The 22044-nt window shown below is 65.4% G+C and carries 19 protein-coding genes; 11 read left to right on the top strand and 8 right to left on the bottom strand.

The window, feature by feature from the left end; genetic code table 11:
- Positions 1-4: 4 nt before the first annotated feature.
- Positions 5-3106 (top strand): efflux RND transporter permease subunit, encoded by a 3102-nt coding sequence (locus ABRP17_RS04375; RefSeq protein WP_349984914.1) that lies wholly within the window; start codon positions 5-7, stop codon positions 3104-3106.
- Positions 3107-3427: 321 nt separating this feature from the next.
- Here the strand turns inward: ABRP17_RS04375 and ABRP17_RS04370 are convergent, their stop codons facing one another.
- Positions 3428-3826 carry a GFA family protein gene (locus tag ABRP17_RS04370; RefSeq protein WP_349984913.1) on the bottom strand — a complete coding sequence of 133 codons (399 nt, stop codon included), beginning with the start codon at positions 3824-3826 and terminating at the stop codon, positions 3428-3430.
- Positions 3827-4041: 215 nt separating this feature from the next.
- On the opposite strand from ABRP17_RS04370, the gene ABRP17_RS04365 reads away from it, so the two are divergent.
- Positions 4042-5019 (top strand): DUF4105 domain-containing protein, encoded by a 978-nt coding sequence (locus ABRP17_RS04365; RefSeq protein ID WP_349984912.1) that lies wholly within the window; start codon positions 4042-4044, stop codon positions 5017-5019.
- Between the two features lie 5 nt (positions 5020-5024).
- Entirely contained in the window at positions 5025-7001 is a 1977-nt protein-coding gene (locus ABRP17_RS04360; protein WP_349984976.1) for an alpha/beta hydrolase, read from the top strand.
- Between the two features lie 52 nt (positions 7002-7053).
- Here ABRP17_RS04360 and ABRP17_RS04355 read toward each other — a convergent pair whose 3' ends face one another.
- Positions 7054-7758 carry a hypothetical protein gene (locus ABRP17_RS04355; protein ID WP_349984911.1) on the bottom strand — a complete coding sequence of 235 codons (705 nt, stop codon included), beginning with the start codon at positions 7756-7758 and terminating at the stop codon, positions 7054-7056.
- Positions 7759-7945: 187 nt separating this feature from the next.
- Positions 7946-9304, bottom strand: a complete 1359-nt coding sequence (locus ABRP17_RS04350) for an MFS transporter (RefSeq protein ID WP_349984910.1) — start codon at positions 9302-9304, stop codon at positions 7946-7948.
- Between the two features lie 66 nt (positions 9305-9370).
- Here ABRP17_RS04350 and soxR point away from each other — a divergent pair, with 66 nt between their 5' ends.
- Positions 9371-9805: a redox-sensitive transcriptional activator SoxR gene (gene soxR / locus ABRP17_RS04345; protein ID WP_349984909.1), complete on the top strand. Its 435-nt coding sequence runs from the start codon at positions 9371-9373 to the stop codon at positions 9803-9805.
- A gap of 195 nt (positions 9806-10000) precedes the next feature.
- On the opposite strand, the gene ABRP17_RS04340 is transcribed toward soxR, so the two are convergent.
- The gene (locus ABRP17_RS04340; RefSeq protein WP_188324783.1) at positions 10001-10603 is read right to left on the bottom strand and encodes a short chain dehydrogenase; all 603 of its coding nucleotides are present in this window, start codon (positions 10601-10603) and stop codon (positions 10001-10003) included.
- 95 nt (positions 10604-10698) lie between these two features.
- Here ABRP17_RS04340 and ABRP17_RS04335 point away from each other — a divergent pair, with 95 nt between their 5' ends.
- Positions 10699-11595, top strand: a complete 897-nt coding sequence (locus ABRP17_RS04335) for a LysR family transcriptional regulator (RefSeq protein WP_349984908.1) — start codon at positions 10699-10701, stop codon at positions 11593-11595.
- A 161-nt stretch (positions 11596-11756) separates the two neighbouring features.
- Here ABRP17_RS04335 and proC read toward each other — a convergent pair whose 3' ends face one another.
- On the bottom strand, positions 11757-12578 hold the full coding sequence (proC, locus tag ABRP17_RS04330) for a pyrroline-5-carboxylate reductase (protein ID WP_349984907.1): 822 nt from the start codon (positions 12576-12578) through the stop codon (positions 11757-11759).
- Positions 12579-12596: 18 nt separating this feature from the next.
- Positions 12597-13274, bottom strand: a complete 678-nt coding sequence (locus ABRP17_RS04325) for a YggS family pyridoxal phosphate-dependent enzyme (RefSeq protein WP_188324780.1) — start codon at positions 13272-13274, stop codon at positions 12597-12599.
- Between the two features lie 87 nt (positions 13275-13361).
- Here ABRP17_RS04325 and ABRP17_RS04320 point away from each other — a divergent pair, with 87 nt between their 5' ends.
- The 3 genes from ABRP17_RS04320 (at position 13362) to ABRP17_RS04310 (ending at position 16990) form a co-directional block, all read left to right on the top strand.
- A complete protein-coding gene (locus ABRP17_RS04320; RefSeq protein WP_188324779.1) occupies positions 13362-14399 on the top strand; it encodes a type IV pilus twitching motility protein PilT in 1038 nt (345 codons plus the stop codon).
- 141 nt (positions 14400-14540) lie between these two features.
- The gene (locus ABRP17_RS04315) at positions 14541-15635 is read left to right on the top strand and encodes a PilT/PilU family type 4a pilus ATPase (RefSeq protein WP_197974053.1); all 1095 of its coding nucleotides are present in this window, start codon (positions 14541-14543) and stop codon (positions 15633-15635) included.
- 371 nt (positions 15636-16006) lie between these two features.
- Positions 16007-16990 (top strand): aldo/keto reductase, encoded by a 984-nt coding sequence (locus tag ABRP17_RS04310; protein ID WP_349984906.1) that lies wholly within the window; start codon positions 16007-16009, stop codon positions 16988-16990.
- A gap of 86 nt (positions 16991-17076) precedes the next feature.
- Here the strand turns inward: ABRP17_RS04310 and ABRP17_RS04305 are convergent, their stop codons facing one another.
- The gene (locus tag ABRP17_RS04305) at positions 17077-17970 is read right to left on the bottom strand and encodes a LysR family transcriptional regulator (protein ID WP_349984905.1); all 894 of its coding nucleotides are present in this window, start codon (positions 17968-17970) and stop codon (positions 17077-17079) included.
- 138 nt (positions 17971-18108) lie between these two features.
- Between ABRP17_RS04305 and ABRP17_RS04300 the strand changes: the two genes are divergently transcribed.
- From ABRP17_RS04300 to ABRP17_RS04290, 3 genes are all read left to right on the top strand, one after another.
- Positions 18109-18573, top strand: a complete 465-nt coding sequence (locus tag ABRP17_RS04300; protein WP_188324775.1) for a cupin domain-containing protein — start codon at positions 18109-18111, stop codon at positions 18571-18573.
- A 391-nt stretch (positions 18574-18964) separates the two neighbouring features.
- Positions 18965-20098: an FAD-binding protein gene (locus tag ABRP17_RS04295; RefSeq protein ID WP_349984904.1), complete on the top strand. Its 1134-nt coding sequence runs from the start codon at positions 18965-18967 to the stop codon at positions 20096-20098.
- Positions 20099-20104: 6 nt separating this feature from the next.
- Complete coding sequence (locus tag ABRP17_RS04290) at positions 20105-20593, top strand: BBE domain-containing protein (RefSeq protein ID WP_349984903.1); 489 nt, start codon at positions 20105-20107, stop codon at positions 20591-20593.
- A gap of 52 nt (positions 20594-20645) precedes the next feature.
- Here the strand turns inward: ABRP17_RS04290 and ABRP17_RS04285 are convergent, their stop codons facing one another.
- On the bottom strand, positions 20646-22025 hold the full coding sequence (locus ABRP17_RS04285; protein ID WP_188324774.1) for a sigma-54 dependent transcriptional regulator: 1380 nt from the start codon (positions 22023-22025) through the stop codon (positions 20646-20648).
- Positions 22026-22044 lie beyond the last annotated feature (19 nt).

Here is a 22044-nt window from a genome sequence, read left to right as displayed (position 1 = left end):
GCGCATGCTCTCCCGATTCTTCATCCACCGTCCGATCTTCGCCTGGGTACTGGCGATCTCCATCATGGCCCTGGGCAGCATCGCGGTCCTGCAGTTGCCGGTGGAGCAGTACCCTGACATTGCGCCTCCCCAGATCAACATCACCGCCAACTACACCGGTGCGTCCGCGCAGACCGTGGAAGACAGCGTCACGCAGGTGATCGAGCAGCAGATCAAGGGCATCGACCACCTGTTGTATTTTTCTTCCAGCAGCTCTTCCGCAGGGCAGGCACGCATCACGGTCACCTTCGACCAGCAGGCCGACCCGGACATCGCCCAGGTGCAGGTGCAGAACAGCGTCAACCAGGCGATCAACCGCCTGCCGCAGGAAGTGCAGCAGCAGGGCGTGACAGTGGCCAAGTCGCAGGGCGACTCGCTGATGGTGGTCGCGCTGTATGACACCACCGGCAAGATGCAGCGCGTGGACGTGTCGGATTTCCTGTCCAGCAGCGTGCAGGATCCGATGAGCCGTATCCCGGGCGTCGGCGAGATCGATGTGTTCGGCGCTCCCTACGCGATGCGCATCTGGATGGATCCCCATCAGCTTCGTGCCTACAGCCTGATGCCGAGCGATGTGCGCAGCGCGATCGAGGCGCAGAACACCCAGGTGACGGCCGGCGAGCTGGGCGGTCTGCCGGCGATGGACGACCAGAGCCTCAACGCCACGGTGACCTCGCAGTCACGGCTGCAGACCCCGGAGCAGTTCCGCGCGATCATCCTCAAGACACTGCCCAATGGCGCGGCCTTGACGCTGGACCAGGTCGCGCGCATCGAGATCGGTGCGCAGGGCTACACCATGAGCAGTTTCCTCAATGGCTACCCGGCCGCCGGATTCTCGGTCACCTTGGCCTCCGGTGCCAATGCCCTGCAGACCGCCGATGCCGTGCGTGCGGAAATCGAGCGCTTGAAGCCGACGTTCCCGCCGGGCCTTGAGGTGGCGTATCCACGCGACAGCACCCCGTTTGTACGGGTGTCGGTGGAAGGGGTGGTCCATACGTTGATCGAGGCGATCATCCTGGTGGTGGTGGTGATGTTCCTGTTCCTGCAGAACCTGCGCGCGACGCTGATCCCGGCGATCACGGTGCCGGTGGTATTGCTGGGAACCTTCGGGGTGCTGGCCGTCGCCGGGTTCACGATCAACACGCTGACGCTGTTCGCGATGGTGCTGGCGATCGGTCTGCTGGTGGACGATGCGATCGTGGTGGTGGAGAACGTCGAGCGCATCATCCACGAAGAAGGGCTGCCACCCGCCGAAGCCACCGAGCGCTCGATGGGCGAGATCACCGGTGCGCTGATCGGCATCACCGTGGTGCTCGGTGCCGTTTTCCTGCCGATGGCGATGTTTGGCGGAGCCACCGGCATCATCTACCGGCAGTTCTCGATCACCATTGCGTCGGCCATGGTGCTTTCCGCGCTGGTCGCGCTGACCCTGACCCCGGCACTGTGCGCCACCCTGCTCAAGCCCGCCGACAAGGAGCGCCCGCCGGGACGCTTCTTCCGCTGGTTCAATGGTCGGGTGGAACGCACCCAGGCCTCCTACCGTGCCGGCCTGGCCCACGTGGTCGGTCGGCCGCGGCGCTGGATGGTCTTCTATCTGCTGGTGGTCGTAGCGGTGGCGGGCCTGTACCTGCGCATGCCGACCGGCTTCCTGCCCGTAGAGGACCAAGGGCTGGTGATGTTCCAGTTCACCACGCCGGAGGGTACGCCCATGGCCAAGACCGAAGCATTGGGCGAGGACATCGGACGTTACTTCCGTGAAAATGAAAAGCAGAGCGTGGATGTCGCCTTCGTGGTGGTCGGTCGCAACAATGCCGGTACAGGGCAGAACGCGGGCCAGGGGTTCCTTGCGCTGAAACCGTGGAGTGAGCGCGATGGGGACACCAGCGCCGATGCGATCATCGCCCGCGCCAACGCGCACTTCCGTGCTGTGGCCGATGCCCAGGTCAACGTCCTGTCGCCGCCTGCGGTGCGCGGGCTGGGCCAGTCCAGCGGGTTCGAACTGTGGCTGCAGGACAGCAGTGCGGCGGGCCGCGAAGCGCTGAAGGTGGCGCAACAGCGCGTGGTGCAGGCGGCCAACGAGGACGCCGGCCTTTCATCGGTGCGCTTGAATGGACTGGGCGATCGCGCCCAGCTGCAGGTGGATATCGACCAGGCCCAGGCGAGCGCCCTGGGTCTGGCGCAGGCGGACATCAACACCACGTTGTCGGCCGCCTGGGGCGGAACCTACGTGAATGATTTCCTGGACCGCGGCCGGGTCAAGCGCGTTTACATTCAGGGCGACGCCCCGTACCGGAGCGTGCCCGAGGACATCAACCAGTGGTATGTGCGTGGCAGCGATGGGCAGATGGCATCGTTCGCCAGTTTTGCCCGCACGCATTGGGAGCGCGGGCCGCAGCTGCAGCAACGCTTCAACGGCCTGCCGGCGATGCAGCTGCAGGGCAGTGCCGCCCAGGGCAGCAGCTCGGGTCAGGCCATGGGCCGCATGACGCAGTTGGTGGCCCAGGAAGAGGGATTCGGCCTGCAGTGGAGCGGCCTGTCCTACCAGGAGCAGCTCTCCAGCAACCAGACGATCTGGCTGTACCTGGCGTCCATCGCCTTCATTTTCCTATGCCTCGCGGCGCTGTATGAAAGCTGGACAGTGCCGGTGGCGGTGCTGCTGGTGATTCCGCTGGGCGTGCTCGGCACCGTGTTGGCGACCACCGTCGCAGGCTTCGTCAACGACATCTATTTCCAGGTCGGCATGTTGACCACCATCGGCCTGTCGGCAAAGAACGCGATCCTGATCGTGGAATTCGCCGAGGCCGAGTACCGTGCCGGACGCTCTGCGGTGGATGCCGCACTGGAAGGGGCGCGCCTGCGGCTGCGGCCCATCGTGATGACCTCGCTGGCCTTCGTGGCCGGCGTAGTGCCGCTGGCCCTGGCCACGGGTGCCGGGGCGGTGAGCCGGCGCGAGATCGGTATCAGCGTGATCGGCGGCATGGTGTCCGGCACGCTGTTGGCGATCTTGATGGTGCCGTTGTTCTTCGTGCTGGTGCGCGGTCTGGGCCGGCGGAAAAAGAGCGCCTGAACGTGAGTGGCCGTGCCGTTCAGCACGGTCATCGTCATGTCATCGGCGGATCACATGGCGGTCGCCGGGGCGGACTTAGGGTGGGTGCACCCGCCCCCAACGGAGTTCCGCCATGTGGCTCATTGACCGCCTGCTTCCGCACACTGCACTACTGGCAACGCCAAGCGATGCAGGGCCGATCGAAGAGGGACCGGATGCGCCTCCCGAAGCAGGCGCCCGGCGCCTGACCTTGAAGCGCCCCGTACGCGCAGGTCGCTTGGCGATCTCGCCCTGGCAGAAGGTTGCCGCCCCGAGCCGCCGCAGCAGGCACTGACCTGGTATCTATCGGTCGGCCGGGTGGTTGACCCCGTCATTGGTGGGTATCACGCCCAGCCCGAACGGATCGATGCCCTCCAGGCAGGCCACGTTGTAGCCGTACTCATGCGGATTCGAGCGCCGACGGTGGTGTGTGTAGATTCCGCAGACATCGCAGAACCAGTGCTCGGCTACGTGGGTGTTGAACTGGTACAGACGCAGGTGCGCGTGTCCCTGCAGGACCTCGATCCCGTTTTCAGACACGGTGGCCGCGATGGCGCCACGACGCCGACACAACGAGCAGTCACACCGGCGCGGATCGACGATGCCGTCAGGCAGATGCAGGCGCAATTGCACGGCGCCGCAATGGCAACGGGCGGTGTGCCATTCGTTGACCGCCACAGCAGAAACCTCTTTGATGCCCATGATGTCTCCCGGTGCGTGGCGTCATTCTGCCCGAAGTATCTCCTGTCGCGCCGTGGCGCTCCCGGCGGCTACCGGGACCCCACCGGTCCGCGCGGCGGCCATTCCTGAACGCCTTCGGATTTCCCCGGCACCTCGCTTGTGGCTAACTAGGCGCCCCAAGATGAATGCGACAGGTCCCCGTGAAGGCAGCAGGCCGTTGGAGTATCGGAACCCTCATGCTGCTGGCCACCCTGTGGGTTGCTGGACTGGTGTTCTATCAAGTGCCGGGACCCGGCTGGCTGGCGGGGTGCGCGGCGCTGCTCTGGTTGCTGGCGGGTGGCTGGATGTCGGTGCGTGTGGCGCGCGGACGGGCGGGGCGCAGGCTGCCCGCCGCGTACGGGCTGTGCATGGTGGCTGCGGCACTGACGTGGCTCAGCCTGACGCCGCGACAGGACCGCGCATGGGCCGACGACGTGGCGCAGCGGCTGCACGTGGCCTCTTTCGATGGTCGGAGGGTCGTGCTGGACAACGTGCGCGACTTCACCTGGCGCACCGAGCAGGACTACGATGCGCGCTGGGTCCGCCGGGAGTACGACCTGCAGCAGTTGGCGTCGGCCGATCTGGTGATGTCGTATTGGATGGGACCTGCGATCGCCCACACATTGGTGTCGTTCGGATTCGAGGACGGACGGCAGCTGGTCTTCTCGCTGGAGATCCGCAAAGAGCAGGGCGAGTCGTTCTCCGCGCTGGGCGGCTTCTTCCGCAAGTTCGAAATGACTCTGGTGGCGTCCGAAGAAACCGACATCATCCGCACACGCACCAATGCGCGCGGCGAGGATGTCTATCTGTATCGGCTGCATGGCCTGAGCCAGGCCCAGTTGCGTACCTTGTTCGCTGCCTACATCGACGAGGCACGCACGCTCGATGCGGCGCCGGCGTTCTACAACACCTTGACCAGCAACTGCACCACGATCGTATTTGATCTGGCGCGGCATATCGCCCCCGGGCTGCCGCTGGACTACCGCCTGCTGCTGTCCGGGTATCTGGACCGCTACGCATTCGATCAAGGCGCGTTGACGCCGGGGCATTCGTTCAAAGAGCTCCGCGAGCGCGCACGCATCACCGATCGCGCACTGCAGCCGGCGTCTGACAAGGATTTCTCCAGATGGATCCGCCGTGGCGTGCCCGGCACCGCCCAGGAAGGTGAACAATGATCGACATGAGGGCGCCGGTTTACTTGCCGAAGAGGATACGCCTGCTGCTCGCTGCCGCCGTGCTGCTGCTGGGCAGTGGCTGCGCGATGGTAACGGTCAAGCAGGTGGCCAACACCGATTACCTGTCCAGCAAGCGCTCCGATGTGCTGACCACCGGCAAGCTCAGTGCGGCATCACAGGAAACACTGAGCGTGGTGGGGCTGGATGCCAGCCAGTGTGGCAAGGACGTAGTGGTCTGCCGCAGGACGTTGCTGGATACCGATGGCATCAGTGCCGAGCAGCGCATGTCGGCGCTGTCCGAACTGTGGGTGCAGACGGCGCTGGCCCTCAGTCCGAAACCCAAGCATGCAGACAAGGAGCCGATGAGCGACGCGGCCGTGGATGCATGGCTGGAAGCGGCGCGCTACGCGTATGCGTACCTGTTCTTCAGTGGCCGCGCGCCCTCTGATCGTGCCTTCGAGGATCGGCAGACGCAGGTGCGCGACTACTACAACTATGCTGCTGAGCAGACGGCGTCGGTGGTGTTCCGTCGGGCACGCGCGTCCGCACTGGAAGGCGAAGACTACAACGCGCCCGTGGCCGGCGAGCGCTGGACGATCACCTCCGACTACGATCGCCTGTCGATGCCCAGCATGCCCACCCGGCTGGTGTCGGCGGCAACGATCAGCTTCGTTGGCCTGCGCAGCACCTACCGCCGTGATGGGTTCGGTGCCGAGCTGGTGGTGGTGATGGACCCACCCCAGTTGAGCACCCCCTTGCCGGAGGCAGACGCGCCGGTGGATGCGGCTGCGCCCGCCAGGAAACACGAAGTGCCGAAGTACAGTGAGATGTCCTCGATCAACGCCACCGCGCTGCTGCGCTTCAAGGGCGACTCGCTGGACGACGTGCTGAAGACCAGCCAGGTATTGCTGGATGTGTATTCCCCGGAAGCGACCGAGCGGGTCGACCTGCACGGGCAGCAGGTGCCGCTGGCCGGCAACTTCACTGCGGCGTATGGGCTGTGGCTTGCACAGAGCGGGTTCGCCACGCAGGCGCTGCGCACCTTGTTCGGCTTGGCCGAAGGCATCAAGGAGCCGCACATCTACCTGATGCAACCCTGGGACCCGAACCGCCGCATCATCTTCATGCTGCATGGATTGGGCAGCAGTCCGGAGGCGTGGGTGAACGTGGCCAACGAAATCATGGGCGAAGAGGAGCTGCGCCGCGAATTCCAGGTGTGGCAGGTGTATTACCCGACCAATGCGCCGATTGCGCTGAACCGGTACGAGATCTCGCGCGCGTTCAACAGCACCCTGAAACACTTCGATCCCAGCGGGCAGACGCGTGCGTCGAAGGACCAGGTGTTCATCGGCCACAGCATGGGCGGTGTACTGGGACGGCTGATGGTCAGCGCATCCGGCGATGCATTGTGGAACGACCTGATGGCACGCTACGACCTGAAAGGCGAGCGCCTGCAGCGGGTGAAGACCAAGCTGGGCCCGCTGCTGCAGTTCCAGCCGCAGCCGAACGTGGAACGGGCGATCTTCATCGCGGCCCCGCACAAGGGAACGGACATCGCGGGCAACCGGGTGGGGCGCCTGATCGGTCGTCTGGTGCGTCTGCCGTTGACGATCCTGGGTTCATTCGAGGATGCATTCAACACCCTGCAGCAGGCCGATGCGCAACGTAGTGGGAGTGAAAAGCTGCGCGTGCCCAACAGCATCGACAACCTGAAATCCACCGATCCCTTCGTCATGGCAGCCGGCTCGCTGCCGATCCAGCCCGGGCTGAAATATCACTCGATCATTGCCCAGCGCAAGCCAGAAGTGCCGCTGCTGCAGTCCGATGACGGACTGGTGCCGTACTGGAGTTCCCACCTGGAGGGCGCCGTGTCGGAGAAGGTGATCATCTCCGGCCACAGCGTGCAGGAGACGCCGCAGGCCGTGCTGGAAATCCGCCGCATCCTGCGCGAGGACGTGGACGAGGTGGGTGCGCGGCCGTGAGCTGGAATCTGGTGGGTGACGACCGCTGGTCGTCACAGGCCCCGGGGGCGCTTCACCGTATGCGGTAGCTGCCTTGGCTCAGTCCACACGCGCGCGGGACGCAGGCGCGCGTTTCGGTGTTGAGAGAACCGGGCCGGTCGCCGCTGCAGCTCACACCCGTCTGCGCCGAAAGCTCGAAGGCACCCGCATGACGCTCGGCACTTTGAAAGTAGCACCGTCTGTCATCGACGCTGACGCTGTAGGACACAGCGCCGGCTACTGAGCTTTTCACGCTCATCGATCCGACGGCGAAGAACGGCTGCCCCAGTGCTGCACTCCCAGAGGGAGCGGCGGTACGTGCATAGTCTGTCCAGTTCTCCTGGCTTGATGCGGGCTCGTCGACCACGCGCTCGATTTCTTCGATTGTGGCCGGAGTGCCCTCTCGCGTTTCGGAAGATACGCACGACCAAGCGGCTATGGCATCTTCACCTCCGAGTACTCCCCGCTCCGTGCTGGGTCGCATCCCGCCCTCAAGGCACAGCGCTTCATGGTAGATCTTTGTGAAGGCAGGCTGATCGCTGAAGTCTATGGAAAACCGATCGCCAGAGAGACGTCGCAGCTTTTGTTCCAGACGAATTTTGCCTCCATTGAAATCGGAATGCTCGGAAGTGCGGAGGATGACGTCGCCGTCCGCGCTGGGTGCCACCACCCGGTCTATGTAACCGGTCACTGGGAGCGGGAGAAGGGCGGCCGAGAAAAGGAGCGCGGTGGCAAGCATGGCGTTGTCCTCTGTGGGGGGGCTGGCATGTTTGCGGTTTACTGAAGCGTTGAACGGGCCTGACGTCTCAGAATGCAGAGAAGCTATCGGAAAGCAATCGGGCGTTGTTCCGCCATATCAGCAGAGGTGGAACGCCGTCAATCAATGACGTGATGACCAACGGTCGTCACCCCAGCAGCGGCTGCGATCAGATGCGCCGCGCGACCACCGTGGCCAGCAGCGCCAGCAGCAGGGTCACCGCGAAGCACAGCAGGTAGCCCAGTGTTTCGCGACCATCGATGAAGGCGGCGAACAGTGCGCCGGACAACGCCAGCGTGGTCGCCACCGCGATGCCTTCGCTGAGCTGCAGCGCCGAGCTGTTCGCTCCCTGTTCGTGACGCGGTGACATCGACAGCGTGAGCACCGACAGACTGGGGTAGATCAGGCCCATGCCGAGCCCGGTCAGTGACCAGCCTGCCAAGGCCAGCAGCAGGGGCACGCCCTGTTGCAGCGTCAGCGAGGTGAGCAGCAGGCCGCCGCCCATCATCCACGAACCGGCCTGCACCAGATGCGCACGGGTCCAGCCAAAACGTTGATGTCCCTGCAGCCATGAGCCGGAGAACCAGCCCAGCGCCCCCATGCTGAGTGCAGCGCCTGCCCACAGGGGGGAGAGGTCACGTTCGCGCTGCAACAAGAGCGGCAGGAAGGCTTCCGCGGCGAAGAACGCAGACGCGGCGATACCGCGTAGCGCGATCACGCTGGGCAAGCCGCGGCGCAGTGCCAAGGTGCCGGGAGGCAGCAGGTGGCGGCTGCACACCACCAGCGCGACCAGTGCGCTGGTCATCAACACGAGCGCGGTGATGCCCTGCTGCTGTCCCCCCAGGTACAACAGAAGGGCGGCCAGCGCCGCGCCCACGGCCCACCGCACGACCGGGCGCGCAACGACCTCGGTGCGAACGTCCTGTGCACTGGCGCGCAGCGCGGGCACCAGCAACCAGGCAGCCGGCAGAGCGAGCACCGGAACCGCCAGGAATACCCAGCGCCACCCGGCGTACTGCACGATGAGGCCGCTCAGCCCCGGGCCTACCAGCGATGGGACCACCCAGCCCGCCGAGAAGGCGGCGAAGACTTTCGGCCGCAGCGGCTCGGGGAAGGTGCGCGCGACCAGCACATACAGCGACACCGATACCGCGCCGATGCCCACGCCCTGCAGCAGGCGTCCGGCCACCAGGACACCCATGCGCGGGGCGAGGCCGGCGACGATCAGACCGATGATGAAGAACGCGAGACCCAGCCACAGTGGCCGCGATGGTCCGCGTTGGTCGCACAGGCGACCCGCCACGGTCATCCCGATCACGCTGGTCGCCAACGCGCCGCCGAAGGCCAACGCGTACAGGCGCAGACCATCCAGTGCGAACGCGACGGTAGGCATGGCCGCGGCAACGGCCAGCGCTTCGAACGCCACCAGCGCCACCAGTGCGACCATGCCGACCGTCGTGGCGCGATAGCGTGGCGAGAGGATGGATGCCTTATCCACCAGGGCCAGGGAAGAGACGTCGGAGTTCATGTCAGGGCTTGTAATGGGAATGCGGAGGCGGCAGCATCCGGCCTCAACCATGGTTGAGGTCAAGAGATGGGGATGCAGGAGCTTAGTGTAGGCGAGGTCGCCAAGCGCAGTGGCGTGGCGGTGTCGGCGCTGCACTTCTACGAGCGCAAGGGGCTGATCCGCAGCCTGCGCAACGCAGGAAACCAGCGGCGTTACCCGCGCGATGTACTGCGGCGCTTGGCAGTGATCCGGGTGGCACAGCGGGTAGGCATGCCACTGGAAGCAATCGGTGCGGCGTTGGCAGAGCTGCCTGAAGGACGCACACCGACCAAGGCGGAGTGGGCGCGCATGTCCGCGCGCTGGCGCAGCGAACTGGATGAGCGCATCCACCTGCTGCAGTTCCTTCGCGATCAGCTGACCGGCTGCATCGGCTGCGGCTGCCTGTCGCTGAAACGCTGCTGGCTGGCCAACCCCGGCGATGTGCTGGCAGAACAGGGCGAAGGGCCGCAGCGCTGGGAATGAGGACAGCCCTCGGGCTGCTGCTCGCTGCTGGTTCGGTAGAGCCGACTTCAGTCGGCTGCTGCTCGCCGTCGGTTCGGTAGTGCCGACTTCAGTCGGCACCGCCTGCGCTAGTCGACTGAAGTCGACTCTACCGGGCATCCCCGAGATCCCGGACACCCCGGGCATCCCGGACTTGCTCGGTCAGTCGCCCGCAGCTCACCAGACCGTGAGCGTCTGCCCGCTCTGGATGCCTTCCACCGCCCGTTGGTAGGCCAGCGCGACCCGGCTGGCAGCCGCCGGTTCGAAGCCCGGGAAGTACGGCGCGTAGGCAACTGCGGATTCTTCCAGCACCGTAGGACTCACCACATTGATGCGCAGTCCGCGTGCCACCAGTTCGCATGCTGCCGCACGCACGAAGCCTTCCAGGCCAGCGTTCACCGCCGTCGCATTGCTGCCATCGCGGATCGGCTGGGCGCTCACTATGCCGCTGGTGAGGGTGATCGAGCCCCCTGCGCGCAGGTGATGCTGCGCGGCCAATGCCAGGCGCACCTGGCCAAGCAGCTTGTCCTGCAGTCCGCTGTTGAACTGGGCAGCCGTCATGTCCTGCAGGGGGCCGAAGTGCAACTGGCCGGTGGTGGCGATCACCGCGTCGAGCAGGCCGGTCTGCTGGAAGAGGGCGTGCACGCTGGCATCGTCGGTCAGATCCACGCGGTGATCGCCACTGCGACGCCCTGCGGTGACAACGTCATGGTGCTGGCCCAGATGCTGGGCTACCGCCTGCCCCAACGTCCCAGAGGCACCAACGATCAGGATCTTCATGCAGATACTCCTTCAGTAAGTGAGGCCAGTCTGGCGCGGCGATCGGCTTTGGATAAGGGGCGTATGATTCGCTCATTCCTAACCTGGAGTTAGTAGTGGACAGACTCCGCTGCATGCAGGCCTTTGTCGCCGTGGCCGATCTCGGCAGCTTCGCGCGCGCGGCCGAACAGTTGGACGTGTCGGCCGTGATGGTCGGCAAGTACGTCCAGCAGCTGGAGGCGCATCTGGGTACGGCGCTGCTGCAACGGAACACCCGACGTCAGCGTCTGACGGAGGCCGGCACCGCGTATCTGGCCGGATGCCGGCAGGTGCTCGAGCAGGTGCAGCACGTCGAAGCGAGTGTCGCGGGCCTGCAGTTGCAGCCACGTGGGCTGCTACGGATCAGTGCGCCCAGCACGTGGGGCAGCTGCGTGCTCGCGCCCGCGCTGGCTTCGTTGCTGGAAGCGCAGCCGCTGGTGAACATCGAGTTGGACCTCAGCAATCGCACTGTCGACTTGATCGAGGACGGTTTCGACGCGACGATCCGGGTAGGCCCGCTGCCGTCCCGCGAGGTGGTGGCGCGCCCCTTGCCGCCCTACGCGATGAGCCTGTGCGCGTCGCCGGACTACCTGCGGCGGAAAGGGACGCCGCGTGATCCAGCGGATCTCGCCCAGCATGAGTGCCTGAGCCATCTGTCCTGGCGCGGGGGCCATGGATGGCGGCTGGCGAACGGCGATGCGGTGGACTGGGAGCCGCGCGCACGGCTGAGCAGCAACGACGGCCAGGCACTGCGGCAGGCTGCGCTGGCCGGTGCCGGGTTGGTATTGCAGCCGACCGCGTTGCTGGGCGAAGACATCGCGGCGGGAAGGCTGGTCACCGTGCTGGCCGATCACGTGCCGGCCGCACGGCCGATGCACCTGATCTACCTGCCGGACCGCCGCCCCCGGCCACGCCTGCAGTGTTTCGTTGAGTTCCTGATGGAGCGGTTTCCGGTGACGCCCGAGGTACGGTAGAGCCGACTTCAGTCGGCTGCGCTGGGGGCGGCCCGCTGGGTAGAGCCGACTTCAGTCGGCTGCGCCAACACCAGCCGACTGAAGTCGGCTCTACCTGTGGTGGGGCAGCCGAAGCGCGGCCAGCGGCCGTCACCGCCGGGGTTCACCGTCACCGCCGGGGTTCAATCGTTGGCGGCGGACAGTTCGCGGCCACGTGTCTGTGCGGCAGCCAGTGCCGTTGCGACCAGCGCTTCAAAGCCGCCTGCCTGGAAGCTTTCGATTGCCGCCTGGGTGGTGCCTCCCGGCGAGGTGACGCGACGGCGCAGCTCACCGGGTGCCTCGCCGGCTTCGTCCAGCATGCGCGATGCACCGAGCAGCGTCTGCTGCACCAGCGTGCGTGCCGCTTCCGCGGGCAGGCCCTGTGCAATGCCGGCCGCTTCCATTGCCTCGGCCAACAGGAAAACGTATGCCGGCCCGCTGCCGGATACAGCAGTCACCGAATCCATCAGCGCCTCGTCGTCCACCCAGACCGTGCCGCCTGCGCTGGCCAGGATGCGGTCCGCCTGCGTACGTTGCGCGTCGGTAACCGCTGGCGTGGCGAACAGTCCGGTGACACCGGCCCCCAGCAGGGCCGGGGTATTGGGCATGGCGCGCACCACGGCCACGTCTCCGCCCAGCCAGCGGTCCAGTTGGGTGCTGGTGATGCCGGCGGCGATGGACACCAGCAGCGGCTTCGTTGCCGCGGCAAGCGGCTGCAGCGGCGCGCATACATCGCGCAGCACCTGTGGCTTGACCGCCAGCAGCCACGTGCCCGCCTGCGCCGCGGCTTCGCTGGCACCTGCATAGGTCTTGACGCCGAACTCGGCCGTCAACGCTTCGCGCAGCGCAGTCACCGGCTCGGCCACGTGGATCTGGGCCGGTGCCGTGCCCTGGCGCACCAGCCCGGCAATCAGGCTGCGCGCCATGTTGCCGCCGCCGATGAAGGCAATGGACGTATCGGTCATCTGGATCTTCCTTTCAATTCATGCGGGGCGCGGGCGGGCGCCAAAGAGTGCGGTGCCGATGCGGACCATGGTCGAGCCTTCCGCGATGGCCTCGGCGTAGTCGCCGCTCATCCCCATTGACAGGGTGTCTGCGCCGGGATGAAGGTCGGCAAGGGCCTGCTGCGCCTGATACATGCGCCTGAACGCCTGCTGCCGACGCGCGGCATCGGGCCATGGCGCCGGGATGGCCATCAGGCCGCGCAGGCGCAGGGTCGGTTCGGTCGAAATCGCCGCGGCCAGCGCATCCACTGCCTCCAGCGCGCATCCGTGCTTGCTGTCTTCGTCATCCACGTTCACCTGGATCAGCACATTCAACGGCGGCAAGGTGGCGGGACGGTGGCGGGCGAGCGCCTGCACGAGCTTCAACCGGTCTACGCTCTGCACCCAGTCGAAGGCGCGCGCAACCGCGTCGGCTTTGTTCGACTGCAGGTGGCCGATCAGGTGCCATTCCAGTGCCAGGCCTTGCAGCGCCTCGATCTTTGCCAGGGCCTCCTGCACGTAGTTTTCGCCGAACGCGCGCTGGCCTTGGGCGGCCAACGCGGCGATGGCGTCGGCCGGGTGGGTCTTGGACACCGCCAGCAGGGACGGGGTTGGCCGCCCGGCGGCCTGGGCCGCGTTCTGCAGGTTGCTCAGTATTCCGGGCAGGGGACTTTGCACGTAACGCGTTCCGGTCTGACAGAACGCTATACTGACGCCCGGGGAAAGATCCTTCCAGTCCAAGCCGTTATTGGGGAGTAGCCGCTCATGGATATCGCCGAGCTGTTGGCGTTTTCCGTAAAGAACAAAGCATCCGACCTGCACCTGTCCGCAGGCCTGCCGCCGATGATCCGTGTCGACGGCGATGTCCGTCGCATCAACATTCCTGCGCTGGACCACAAGCAGGTGCATGCGCTTGTCTACGACATCATGTCGGACAAGCAGCGTCGCGATTACGAGGAGTTCCTCGAGGTCGATTTCTCGTTCGAGATTCCGTCGCTCGCGCGCTTCCGCGTCAATGCCTTCAACCAGAACCGTGGCGCGGGTGCGGTGTTCCGTACCATTCCGTCCGAGGTGCTGACCTTGGAGGACCTGGCCTGCCCGCCGCTGTTCCGCGAGGTCATCCAGCAGCCGCAGGGGCTGATCCTGGTGACCGGGCCGACCGGCTCGGGCAAGTCGACGACGCTTGCCGCGATGATCGACTACATCAACAAGAACGAGTACGGACACATCCTCACCGTCGAGGATCCGATCGAGTTCGTGCACACCTCGCAGAAGTGCCTGATCAACCAGCGCGAAGTGCACCGCGATACGCATGGCTTCAACGAAGCGCTGCGTTCGGCGCTGCGCGAAGATCCGGACATCATCCTGGTCGGCGAGCTCCGCGATCTGGAAACCATCCGCCTGGCGCTGACCGCGGCGGAAACCGGCCATCTTGTGTTCGGTACGCTGCACACCAGTTCGGCCGCCAAGACCATCGACCGTATCGTCGACGTGTTCCCCGCCGGCGAAAAACCGATGGTGCGCTCCATGCTGTCGGAGTCGCTGCGTGCGGTCATCTCGCAGGCGCTGCTGAAGAAGGTCGGCGGTGGACGCACGGCGGCCTGGGAAATCATGGTCGGCACGCCCGCCATCCGCAACCTGATCCGCGAGGACAAGGTGGCGCAGATGTACTCGGCCATCCAGACCGGTCAGCAGTACGGCATGATGACCCTGGACCAGCATCTGCAGGATCTGGTCAAGCGCAGCCTGATCACGCGCAACCAAGCCAAAGAGTACGCCAAGGACAAGCGCCTGTTCGAGTAAGGCGCGGCAACGGCAGGGCGGGGCGCGTCCAACCGGCGCGCGTCGCACGCCGATGCATCGCGCCTACCGCCCCGCCATCTGGAGTCCGCCGTGAACAGTGCCGCCACCAATACCATCGATTTCACTTCCTTCCTCAAGCTGATGGCGCACCAGCGCGCCTCGGACCTGTTCATCACGGCCGGCATGCCGCCGGCGATCAAGGTCAACGGCAAGATCTCGCCGATCACCCAGACCCCGCTGACGCCGCAGCAGAGCCGCGATCTGGTGTTGAACGTGATGACGCCGGCGCAGCGCGAAGAGTTCGAGAAGACGCACGAATGTAATTTCGCCATCGGCCTGTCCGGTGTCGGCCGCTTCCGTGTCAGTTGCTTCTACCAGCGCAACCAGGTCGGCATGGTGCTGCGCCGGATTGAAACGCGCATCCCCACCGTGGATGAGCTGGCGCTGCCGCCGATCATCAAGACGCTGGCGATGACCAAGCGCGGCATCATCCTGTTCGTCGGTGCGACCGGTACCGGCAAGTCGACCTCGTTGGCGGCGATGATCGGCTACCGCAACCACAACTCGACCGGCCATATCATCACCATCGAGGATCCGATCGAGTTCGTGCACCGCCACGAAGGCTGCATCATCACCCAGCGCGAGGTCGGCATCGATACGGACAGCTGGGAAGCGGCGCTGAAGAACACCCTGCGCCAGGCACCGGACGTGATCATGATCGGCGAGGTCCGTACCCGCGAAGGCATGGACCATGCGATTGCCTTCGCTGAGACCGGTCATCTGGTGCTGTGCACGCTGCATGCGAACAACGCCAACCAGGCGATGGACCGCATCATCAACTTCTTCCCCGAAGATCGCCGCAACCAGCTGCTGATGGATCTGTCGCTGAACATCAAGGGCGTGGTCGCGCAGCAGCTGATTCCCTCGCCGGACGGACGCTCGCGCAAGGTCGCCATGGAGATCATGCTCGGTACGCCGCTGGTGCAGGATTACATCCGCGAAGGCGAGATCCACAAGCTCAAGGAAGTCATGAAGGAGTCCACCCAGCTGGGCATGAAGACCTTCGACCAGAGCTTGTTCGAGCTGTACCAGGCGGGCGAGATCAGCTACGAAGACGCGCTGCGGTATGCCGATTCGCAGAACGAAGTGCGCCTGCGCATCAAGCTGAGCCAGGGCGGCGATGCCCGCACACTGTCGCAGGGCCTGGACGGTGTGGAGATTTCCGAAGTCCGCTGACCACGACGGCACGCCCGTCCTGGTAGAGCCGACTTCAGTCGGCTGCTCCGCCCGCCCTGGTAGAGCCGACTTCAGTCGGCTGTCGGTGAAGCAGCCGACTGAAGTCGGCTCTACCAAGCGATACAACACAGCGGTAAAAAACAGCAGCGAAGCAAAGCAGCGAAGCAAGGCAGCGAAGCAAGGCAGCGAAGCAAGGCAGCGAAGCAAGGCGGTAAAGCAACGCGATCAAGCACACCGCCACAGGCCACTGCTGTTGCTTTCATGAGCCCGGCTCATCACCGCCAGCGCCGCAGGGGATCCAATCGTCGACACCGCACGGCGTACGGTGGGCTTCCTTTGTTGATTCCGGCATCGCCGGCAGGAGCATTTCCATGGAATCCCGTGAACTCGGCCGCAGTGGCCTGCACGTTTCCGCGATCGGTCTGGGCTGCATGGGCCTGAGCTTCGGGTATGGCCCCGCCACCGAACGCGCTCAGGCCGTCGCACTGCTGCATGCAGCGGTGGACCAGGGGGTGACGTTCTTCGACACCGCCGAAGCCTACGGTCCATTCGAGAACGAAGCGCTGTTGGGCGAGGCCTTGGGGCCGTACCGCGAGAAAGTGGTGATCGCCACCAAGTTCGGTTTCAAGGAAGGCCGCGCCGGCGCGGGACTGGACAGCCGTCCTGAACGCATCCGGGCGGTGGCCGAGGCCAGCCTGAAGCGCTTGCGTACCGATCGCATTGATCTGTTCTACCAGCATCGCGTTGATCCCAACGTGCCGATCGAAGACGTGGCCGGGACCGTGCGTGAGTTGATCGCCGAAGGCAAGGTGCAGCATTTTGGTTTGTCCGAAGCCGCTGCCGCGACCGTACGACGCGCCCATGCGGTGCAGCCGGTGACCGCGGTCCAAAGCGAGTACTCGCTGTGGTGGCGGCAGCCGGAAGCAGAACTGCTGCCTGTGCTGGAAGAACTGGGCATCGGCTTCGTACCGTTCAGCCCGCTGGGCAAGGGCTTCCTGACTGGCGCGATTTCGGCCGATACCACGTTCGATGCCAGTGATTTCCGGAACTCGGTGCCGCGCTTCGCAGCCGATGCCCGCGCGGCGAACCAAGCTTTAGTGGATCGCATCGGCACGATCGCCGCTGATACCGGCGCAACGCCGGCGCAGGTGGCACTGGCGTGGTTGCTGGCGCAGGCGCCGTGGATCGTGCCGATTCCGGGAACGACCAAGCTGCCCAGGCTGCAGGAAAACCTCGGCGCGGCGTCGCTGACGTTGGACGGTGCGGCGCGGGCGCACATCGAAGCGGCGCTGGCCGAGATCGCGATCGTGGGTGAGCGCTACAGCGCGGCGCAGGCCCAGCTGGTAGGGCGATAGCGCGGAGCCCTGCTCGACGGCATCGGGTCCGGCAGGGCGATGTCTGCTACAAGCCGCGCTTTGCGCTCGCAGCGCAGGGCGCGGCGCTAGCGGGCTTCGCGCAGTGCATCGAGGACGATGCGCAGGGCCACCGAGGCCTGGCGACGCGAGGGATAGTAGGCGTAGTACCCATCGAAATCCGGGCACCAGTCTTCCAGCACCGACAGCAGCTGGCCGCTGTCGACTGCGGCTCGGGCGAGGTCACAGGGCAGCCAGGCCAGGCCACCGTCCGCCAGCGCGGCCCGCAACATCAGTGCGCTGTTGTTGAACGTCCACTGCCCGCTTACGCGGACGTTGATTTCCTCGCCATCGCGCTCGAACTCCCATGGCATCAGGCCGCCATGCGTGGGCAGGCGCAGGTTGATGCAACTGTGCGCGGCGAGATCCTGCGGATGCATCGGGATGACATGGTGACGGAAGTACGCCGGCGTGCCGACCACGCACATGCGCAGCGGTGGGCTGATCGGCACGGCGATCATGTCCTTGGCCACCTGGTCACCCAGTCGGATGCCGATGTCATGCCGCTGGGCGACGATATCGCTCAGCCCGTAATCCACGGTCAGTTCCACCTTCAGATCCGGATAGTCGAGCAGTACGCGCTGCAGTCGCGGCCATACCACGTGCTCGGCGGCATGGCCGGCGGCACTGATGCGGATGGTCCCCGCGGGTCGGTCGCGGTATTCGGCCAGCGCGGTCAGCTCTTCTTCGATTTCCGCCAGCCGCGGCGACAGGGTGTCCAGCAGCCGTTGCCCGGCTTCGGTGGTCGACACGCTGCGCGTCGTGCGGGTCAGCAGGCGCACGCCGAGTCGCTGTTCCAGCGCACGCAGCGTATGGCTGAGCGCGGACTGCGATACGCCCAGCTGGGCAGCGGCGCGGGTGAAGCTGCCCTCCCGGGCAACATGGACGAACGCTTGCAGATCGTTGAGATTCTCGCGCGGCATGCGCGCATCATCGCGCGCTGGGTCACGGTGGGCAATGATTGATGAGCGGCGTTTCTGGATGCATCCGCTCAGGCTGCTGCAATGGCGGCCCCAGCGAGGCGTAGGCTGGCGTTTCCAACCGTTGCCAAGGAATACACGATGTCCCTGTTACTGACCGCTGCGATGGCCATGGCCACGACCGCTGGCACGCCGGAAGGCGCTTCCATCGCGGTCAACCCCGCCGGCAGCAAGGCATCTGCAGCCGGCCCCGCAGACTACTTCACGGGCACCGTTCGGATCGATGCGCCGTTCCAAGGCACCGAGCCTGCGCGCGTTGGCGGGGCGACGGTGACCTTCGAGCCCGGTGCGCGTACGGCCTGGCATACCCATCCGCTGGGGCAGACGCTGATCGTCACCACCGGTACGGGTTGGGTGCAGGAGTGGGGCAAGCCCCGGCAACCCCTGCGACCGGGCGACACGGTATGGATCCCGCCGGGCGTGAAGCACTGGCATGGCGCTCGCGCTGATGCAGCGATGAGCCACATCGCCATCGCAGAGTCGCTCGATGGCAGTCCTGTAACGTGGCTCGAGCAGGTGACCGACGGGCAGTATCGCGACGAGTAAGGCACCGACGGCCGCTTGCCGCTGGACTGTCGTCGACGGCCGCTGCGCTCGCCGAGCGTGGCGCGCGTTGCCGGGTGCGGTGTGACCACAGCGTGTCGCAGCGGGCGCGAGGAAGCCCGTCGAAGAGGGTGCGTCATGGCGCGATCGTTGTCGGATGAATCGACGCGTAGCCTTTGCACACAGGAGGGCATCCCCGCCTCCGGCGCGCTGGACGGGCCTGATGGAACGCCTCTTGGGCACGCCTCTGTCGGCGACCACGCTAGACAATCCGTCAAGCGTCTGCAGTGCGCTGCACGCGGGTGTCTCTACCGCATCGACGCGGACGTTCATGGGGATCATCTTCGAGCCAGCCGAGCCACGTTGGTGAGGCGGTTACGAAGGAGTCGCAGAGATGAACGTCATCACCCGCCTCGATGCCCGCCACGAAGCCTTGCAGAAGGGGTTCAATCTTCGATGGCCACCCAGCCTGGCGGAGGGGGCAGATGATATCCGCATATGCACCACGCCGGAGGAGGTACTCGCAGCAGCCAACGCCGCGCTCGCGGCAGGGCATCGCATCACCGTGCGCAGCGGCGGGCATTGCTATGAAGGCCTGGTGGCGAACAAGCTGGCAGGCGAGTCCCTGTCCATCATCGACCTGGGTGAAATGAAGGGGATGCAGTACGACGAGGGGCAACAGGTCACCTCGCCCTGGAACGAGGGTGCAGACCGTTACCGCTTCAAAATCCTTACCGGCAACCAGAACTGGGACGGTTACGTTTCGCTGTTCAAGCAGGCAGGGCGGACCCTCCCGGGCGGCTCGTGTTATTCCGTTGGCGTGGGGGGGCATATCAGTGGCGGTGGCTATGGCATGTTGTCACGCCTGCACGGGTTGACCGTGGATTGGGTGACGGGGGTGGATGTGCTCGTGCCGAACGCGCAGGGCACAGCGCTGGTGCCTTGGCACGTGCGTGCAGACAGTCGGTCTGACATTCAGCGCGCTCTTTTCACTGCCTGCTGCGGTGCCGGCGGCGGCAACTTCGGCATCATCATCGCGTACTACTTCGACGACCTGCCGAAGGCTCCCCGCAAGGCGTACTGGTTGCCCTTGGTCTATCCATGGTCGTCGTTGAAGGGGCGCTTCACTGGCTTCCTGCAGGCGTACTGGACGTGGTTCGAAGCGCATGATGCGGATGCGACGAATCCCATCCGAGGGCGTGGCAACGGCGGGTTGTTCACGGTGCTGAAACTCAACTACATCGACGCCTCGGACAACGTCGTGCTGGGCATCCAGTTCACCGGCCCGCAGGGGGACGTGGGCGGGGAGAATGATGCCCCACTGCTGGACTTCATCAGCACGATGAACACGGCAGCGGGCATCCCGGCAACGCGGTGCGCGGAATTCATCATGCCGAACATCCCGCCTTTGGCGCGGAGCGGCCCGCATCACCGCGACGTGATGCAACTGGAGGCCGACGATGCCATGGACTGGATCTACCTGACCCAGACCGTGAATGGTTCGGGCGCCAACCACCGTGGCAAGTAAAAATCGGTGTACCAGAACGCGCAGTTCTCGCCCGCGATGTGCGATGCGCTGTGGACGCATCTGACGACCGCGACGAGCGAACGTCGCTTCCGGCAGATGCTGGTGCAGATCGATTCCTACGGGGGAGCGATCAACCGCAACGGCATCGGCGCGACGGCTGTTGCGCAACGCGCATCGCTGCTGAAAACCCAGTTCCAGTCTTATTGGGCGGACTGCGCTGATGATGCGGCGCACCTTGGATGGATGCGGACGAGCTACGCTGCGGTCCATCAGGGAAAACCATCCCGCCCCGCGTTTGATGGCTGTTACATCAACTACCCCGACATCGACATGCGGTATGACGACGCTGGGCAGGAGGACGAGGACTGGCTGAACCTCTATTACGGGTGGAATACCGAACTGATCGAGAAGCTTATCGCGCTCAAGGCGAAGGTCGACCCGACCAACGTCTTCCGCCACGCCCTTTCCATTCCTCTGACACACCCCGGGCAGTGACGAACGCTGGCCGTCATCCCGGAACACGGACGACCCGCAGTCGTCACTGCCCTCATTCCATGCCGAGCTTTTTCAGCTTGTAACGCAACGCACGGAAGGTGATGCCCAGCTGGGCGGCGGTGCGCGTCTTGTTCCAGCGGTTCTCCTCCAGTGCGCGCTGGATGGCGGTGCGTTCCATCTGTTCGATGTAGGAGGGCAGGGCCGCGTTGCCGGCCGGCAGGTCGACCACCGCCTCCACCACCGGCCCGGCAGCGGCACCGGGCGCGCGCGTGGCCGCCTGGGGCAGGCGCAGGTCAGCGGCACCGATGCTGTCGCTCTCGGCGAGTGCCAACGCGCGTTCCAGGATGTTTTCCAGCTCACGCACATTGCCGGGAAAGCTGTAATGCGCCAAGGCGTCCAGAGCAGACGGCGCAAGCAGGGGAATGGCGCAGCCGTGATTACGCGCCAGCCGAGCCAGGATCGAGGCAGCCAGCTCGGTCAGGTCTTCGTGGCGCTCGCGCAGCGGCGGCACGCGCAGTTCGATCACGTTGATGCGGTAATACAGATCGTGGCGGAAGCGGCCTTCATCCACCAGGTGGGCCAGGTCTTTATGCGTGGCCGACAGGATGCGCACGTCGACCGGGATTTCCGCCGATGCGCCGACAGGGCGCACCGACTTTTCCTGGATCGCGCGCAGCAGCTTGACCTGCATCTGCAGCGGCAGCTCGGCCACTTCGTCGAGGAACAGCGTGCCGCCGTGCGCAGCCTGGAACAGCCCCGGCTTGTCGGCATGCGCGCCGGTGAAACTGCCTTTCTTGTGGCCGAAGAACTCGCTTTCCATCAGCTCCGATGGAATGGCGCCGCAGTTCACCGGAATGAACGGTCCTGCGGCGCGCGCGCCTTGTTCGTGGATGGTGCGCGCGACGAGCTCTTTGCCGACGCCGGATTCACCGAGGATGTACACCGGTGCCTGGCTGCGGGCCACTTTGCCCAGCGTAGCGCGCAGGGTCTCCATCGGCTGCGAACGACCGAGCAGGCGGCTGCTCTGCTCGCCCGGGGTCACCGCGCGTGGGCGTTCGGCGTTGTTGAGTTCCAGCGCATGCTTGACCAGCCCGCGCAGCACGGAAATGTCGACAGGCTTGCTGACGAAATCAAAAGCACCGGCCTTCAGCGCTTCCACGGCGAGGTCCATGCTGCCGAACGCGGTGATCATCGCCACCGGCGTGCGCGGGTAATGCTGTGCGATCTCGGTCACCAGCTCGATCCCATTGCCGTCGGGCAAGCGCATGTCGGTGATGCACAGGTCATACGGATTGCTGGCCAGCAACTCGCGGGCCTCTGCCAGGTTGGCCGCGGTGTTGATGCGCAGGCCCATGCGGCCCAGCGTCAACACCAGCAGTTCACGGATGTCGCGTTCGTCATCGACGACAAGTGCGCTACGGGTTTCGTTCATGTGGAGAAAGATAGCCGAG

This window comes from Stenotrophomonas sp. WHRI 8082 (assembly GCF_040223995.2).
Lineage (GTDB): Bacteria > Pseudomonadota > Gammaproteobacteria > Xanthomonadales > Xanthomonadaceae > Stenotrophomonas.
Note: the sequence above shows the minus strand (reverse complement) of the source record. Positions and strands in the feature narration are given on the sequence as shown.

Excerpts from the sequence above, each read along its gene's own strand:
- ABRP17_RS04340 (WP_188324783.1), bottom strand. The coding sequence starts at position 10,603 with ATGAAGATCCTGATCGTTGGTGCCTCTGGGACGTTGGGGCAGGCGGTA.
- ABRP17_RS04355 (WP_349984911.1), bottom strand. The coding sequence starts at position 7,758 with ATGCTTGCCACCGCGCTCCTTTTCTCGGCCGCCCTTCTCCCGCTCCCA.
- ABRP17_RS04350 (WP_349984910.1), bottom strand. The coding sequence starts at position 9,304 with ATGAACTCCGACGTCTCTTCCCTGGCCCTGGTGGATAAGGCATCCATC.
- ABRP17_RS04365 (WP_349984912.1), top strand. The coding sequence starts at position 4,042 with ATGCTGCTGGCCACCCTGTGGGTTGCTGGACTGGTGTTCTATCAAGTG.
- ABRP17_RS04305 (WP_349984905.1), bottom strand. The coding sequence starts at position 17,970 with ATGCCGCGCGAGAATCTCAACGATCTGCAAGCGTTCGTCCATGTTGCC.
- ABRP17_RS04370 (WP_349984913.1), bottom strand. The coding sequence starts at position 3,826 with ATGGGCATCAAAGAGGTTTCTGCTGTGGCGGTCAACGAATGGCACACC.
- soxR (WP_349984909.1), top strand. The coding sequence starts at position 9,371 with ATGGGGATGCAGGAGCTTAGTGTAGGCGAGGTCGCCAAGCGCAGTGGC.
- ABRP17_RS04375 (WP_349984914.1), top strand. The coding sequence starts at position 5 with ATGCTCTCCCGATTCTTCATCCACCGTCCGATCTTCGCCTGGGTACTG.
- ABRP17_RS04320 (WP_188324779.1), top strand. The coding sequence starts at position 13,362 with ATGGATATCGCCGAGCTGTTGGCGTTTTCCGTAAAGAACAAAGCATCC.
- ABRP17_RS04315 (WP_197974053.1), top strand. The coding sequence starts at position 14,541 with ATGGCGCACCAGCGCGCCTCGGACCTGTTCATCACGGCCGGCATGCCG.
- ABRP17_RS04360 (WP_349984976.1), top strand. The coding sequence starts at position 5,025 with ATGAGGGCGCCGGTTTACTTGCCGAAGAGGATACGCCTGCTGCTCGCT.
- ABRP17_RS04295 (WP_349984904.1), top strand. The coding sequence starts at position 18,965 with ATGAACGTCATCACCCGCCTCGATGCCCGCCACGAAGCCTTGCAGAAG.
- ABRP17_RS04310 (WP_349984906.1), top strand. The coding sequence starts at position 16,007 with ATGGAATCCCGTGAACTCGGCCGCAGTGGCCTGCACGTTTCCGCGATC.
- ABRP17_RS04300 (WP_188324775.1), top strand. The coding sequence starts at position 18,109 with ATGTCCCTGTTACTGACCGCTGCGATGGCCATGGCCACGACCGCTGGC.
- proC (WP_349984907.1), bottom strand. The coding sequence starts at position 12,578 with ATGACCGATACGTCCATTGCCTTCATCGGCGGCGGCAACATGGCGCGC.
- ABRP17_RS04285 (WP_188324774.1), bottom strand. The coding sequence starts at position 22,025 with ATGAACGAAACCCGTAGCGCACTTGTCGTCGATGACGAACGCGACATC.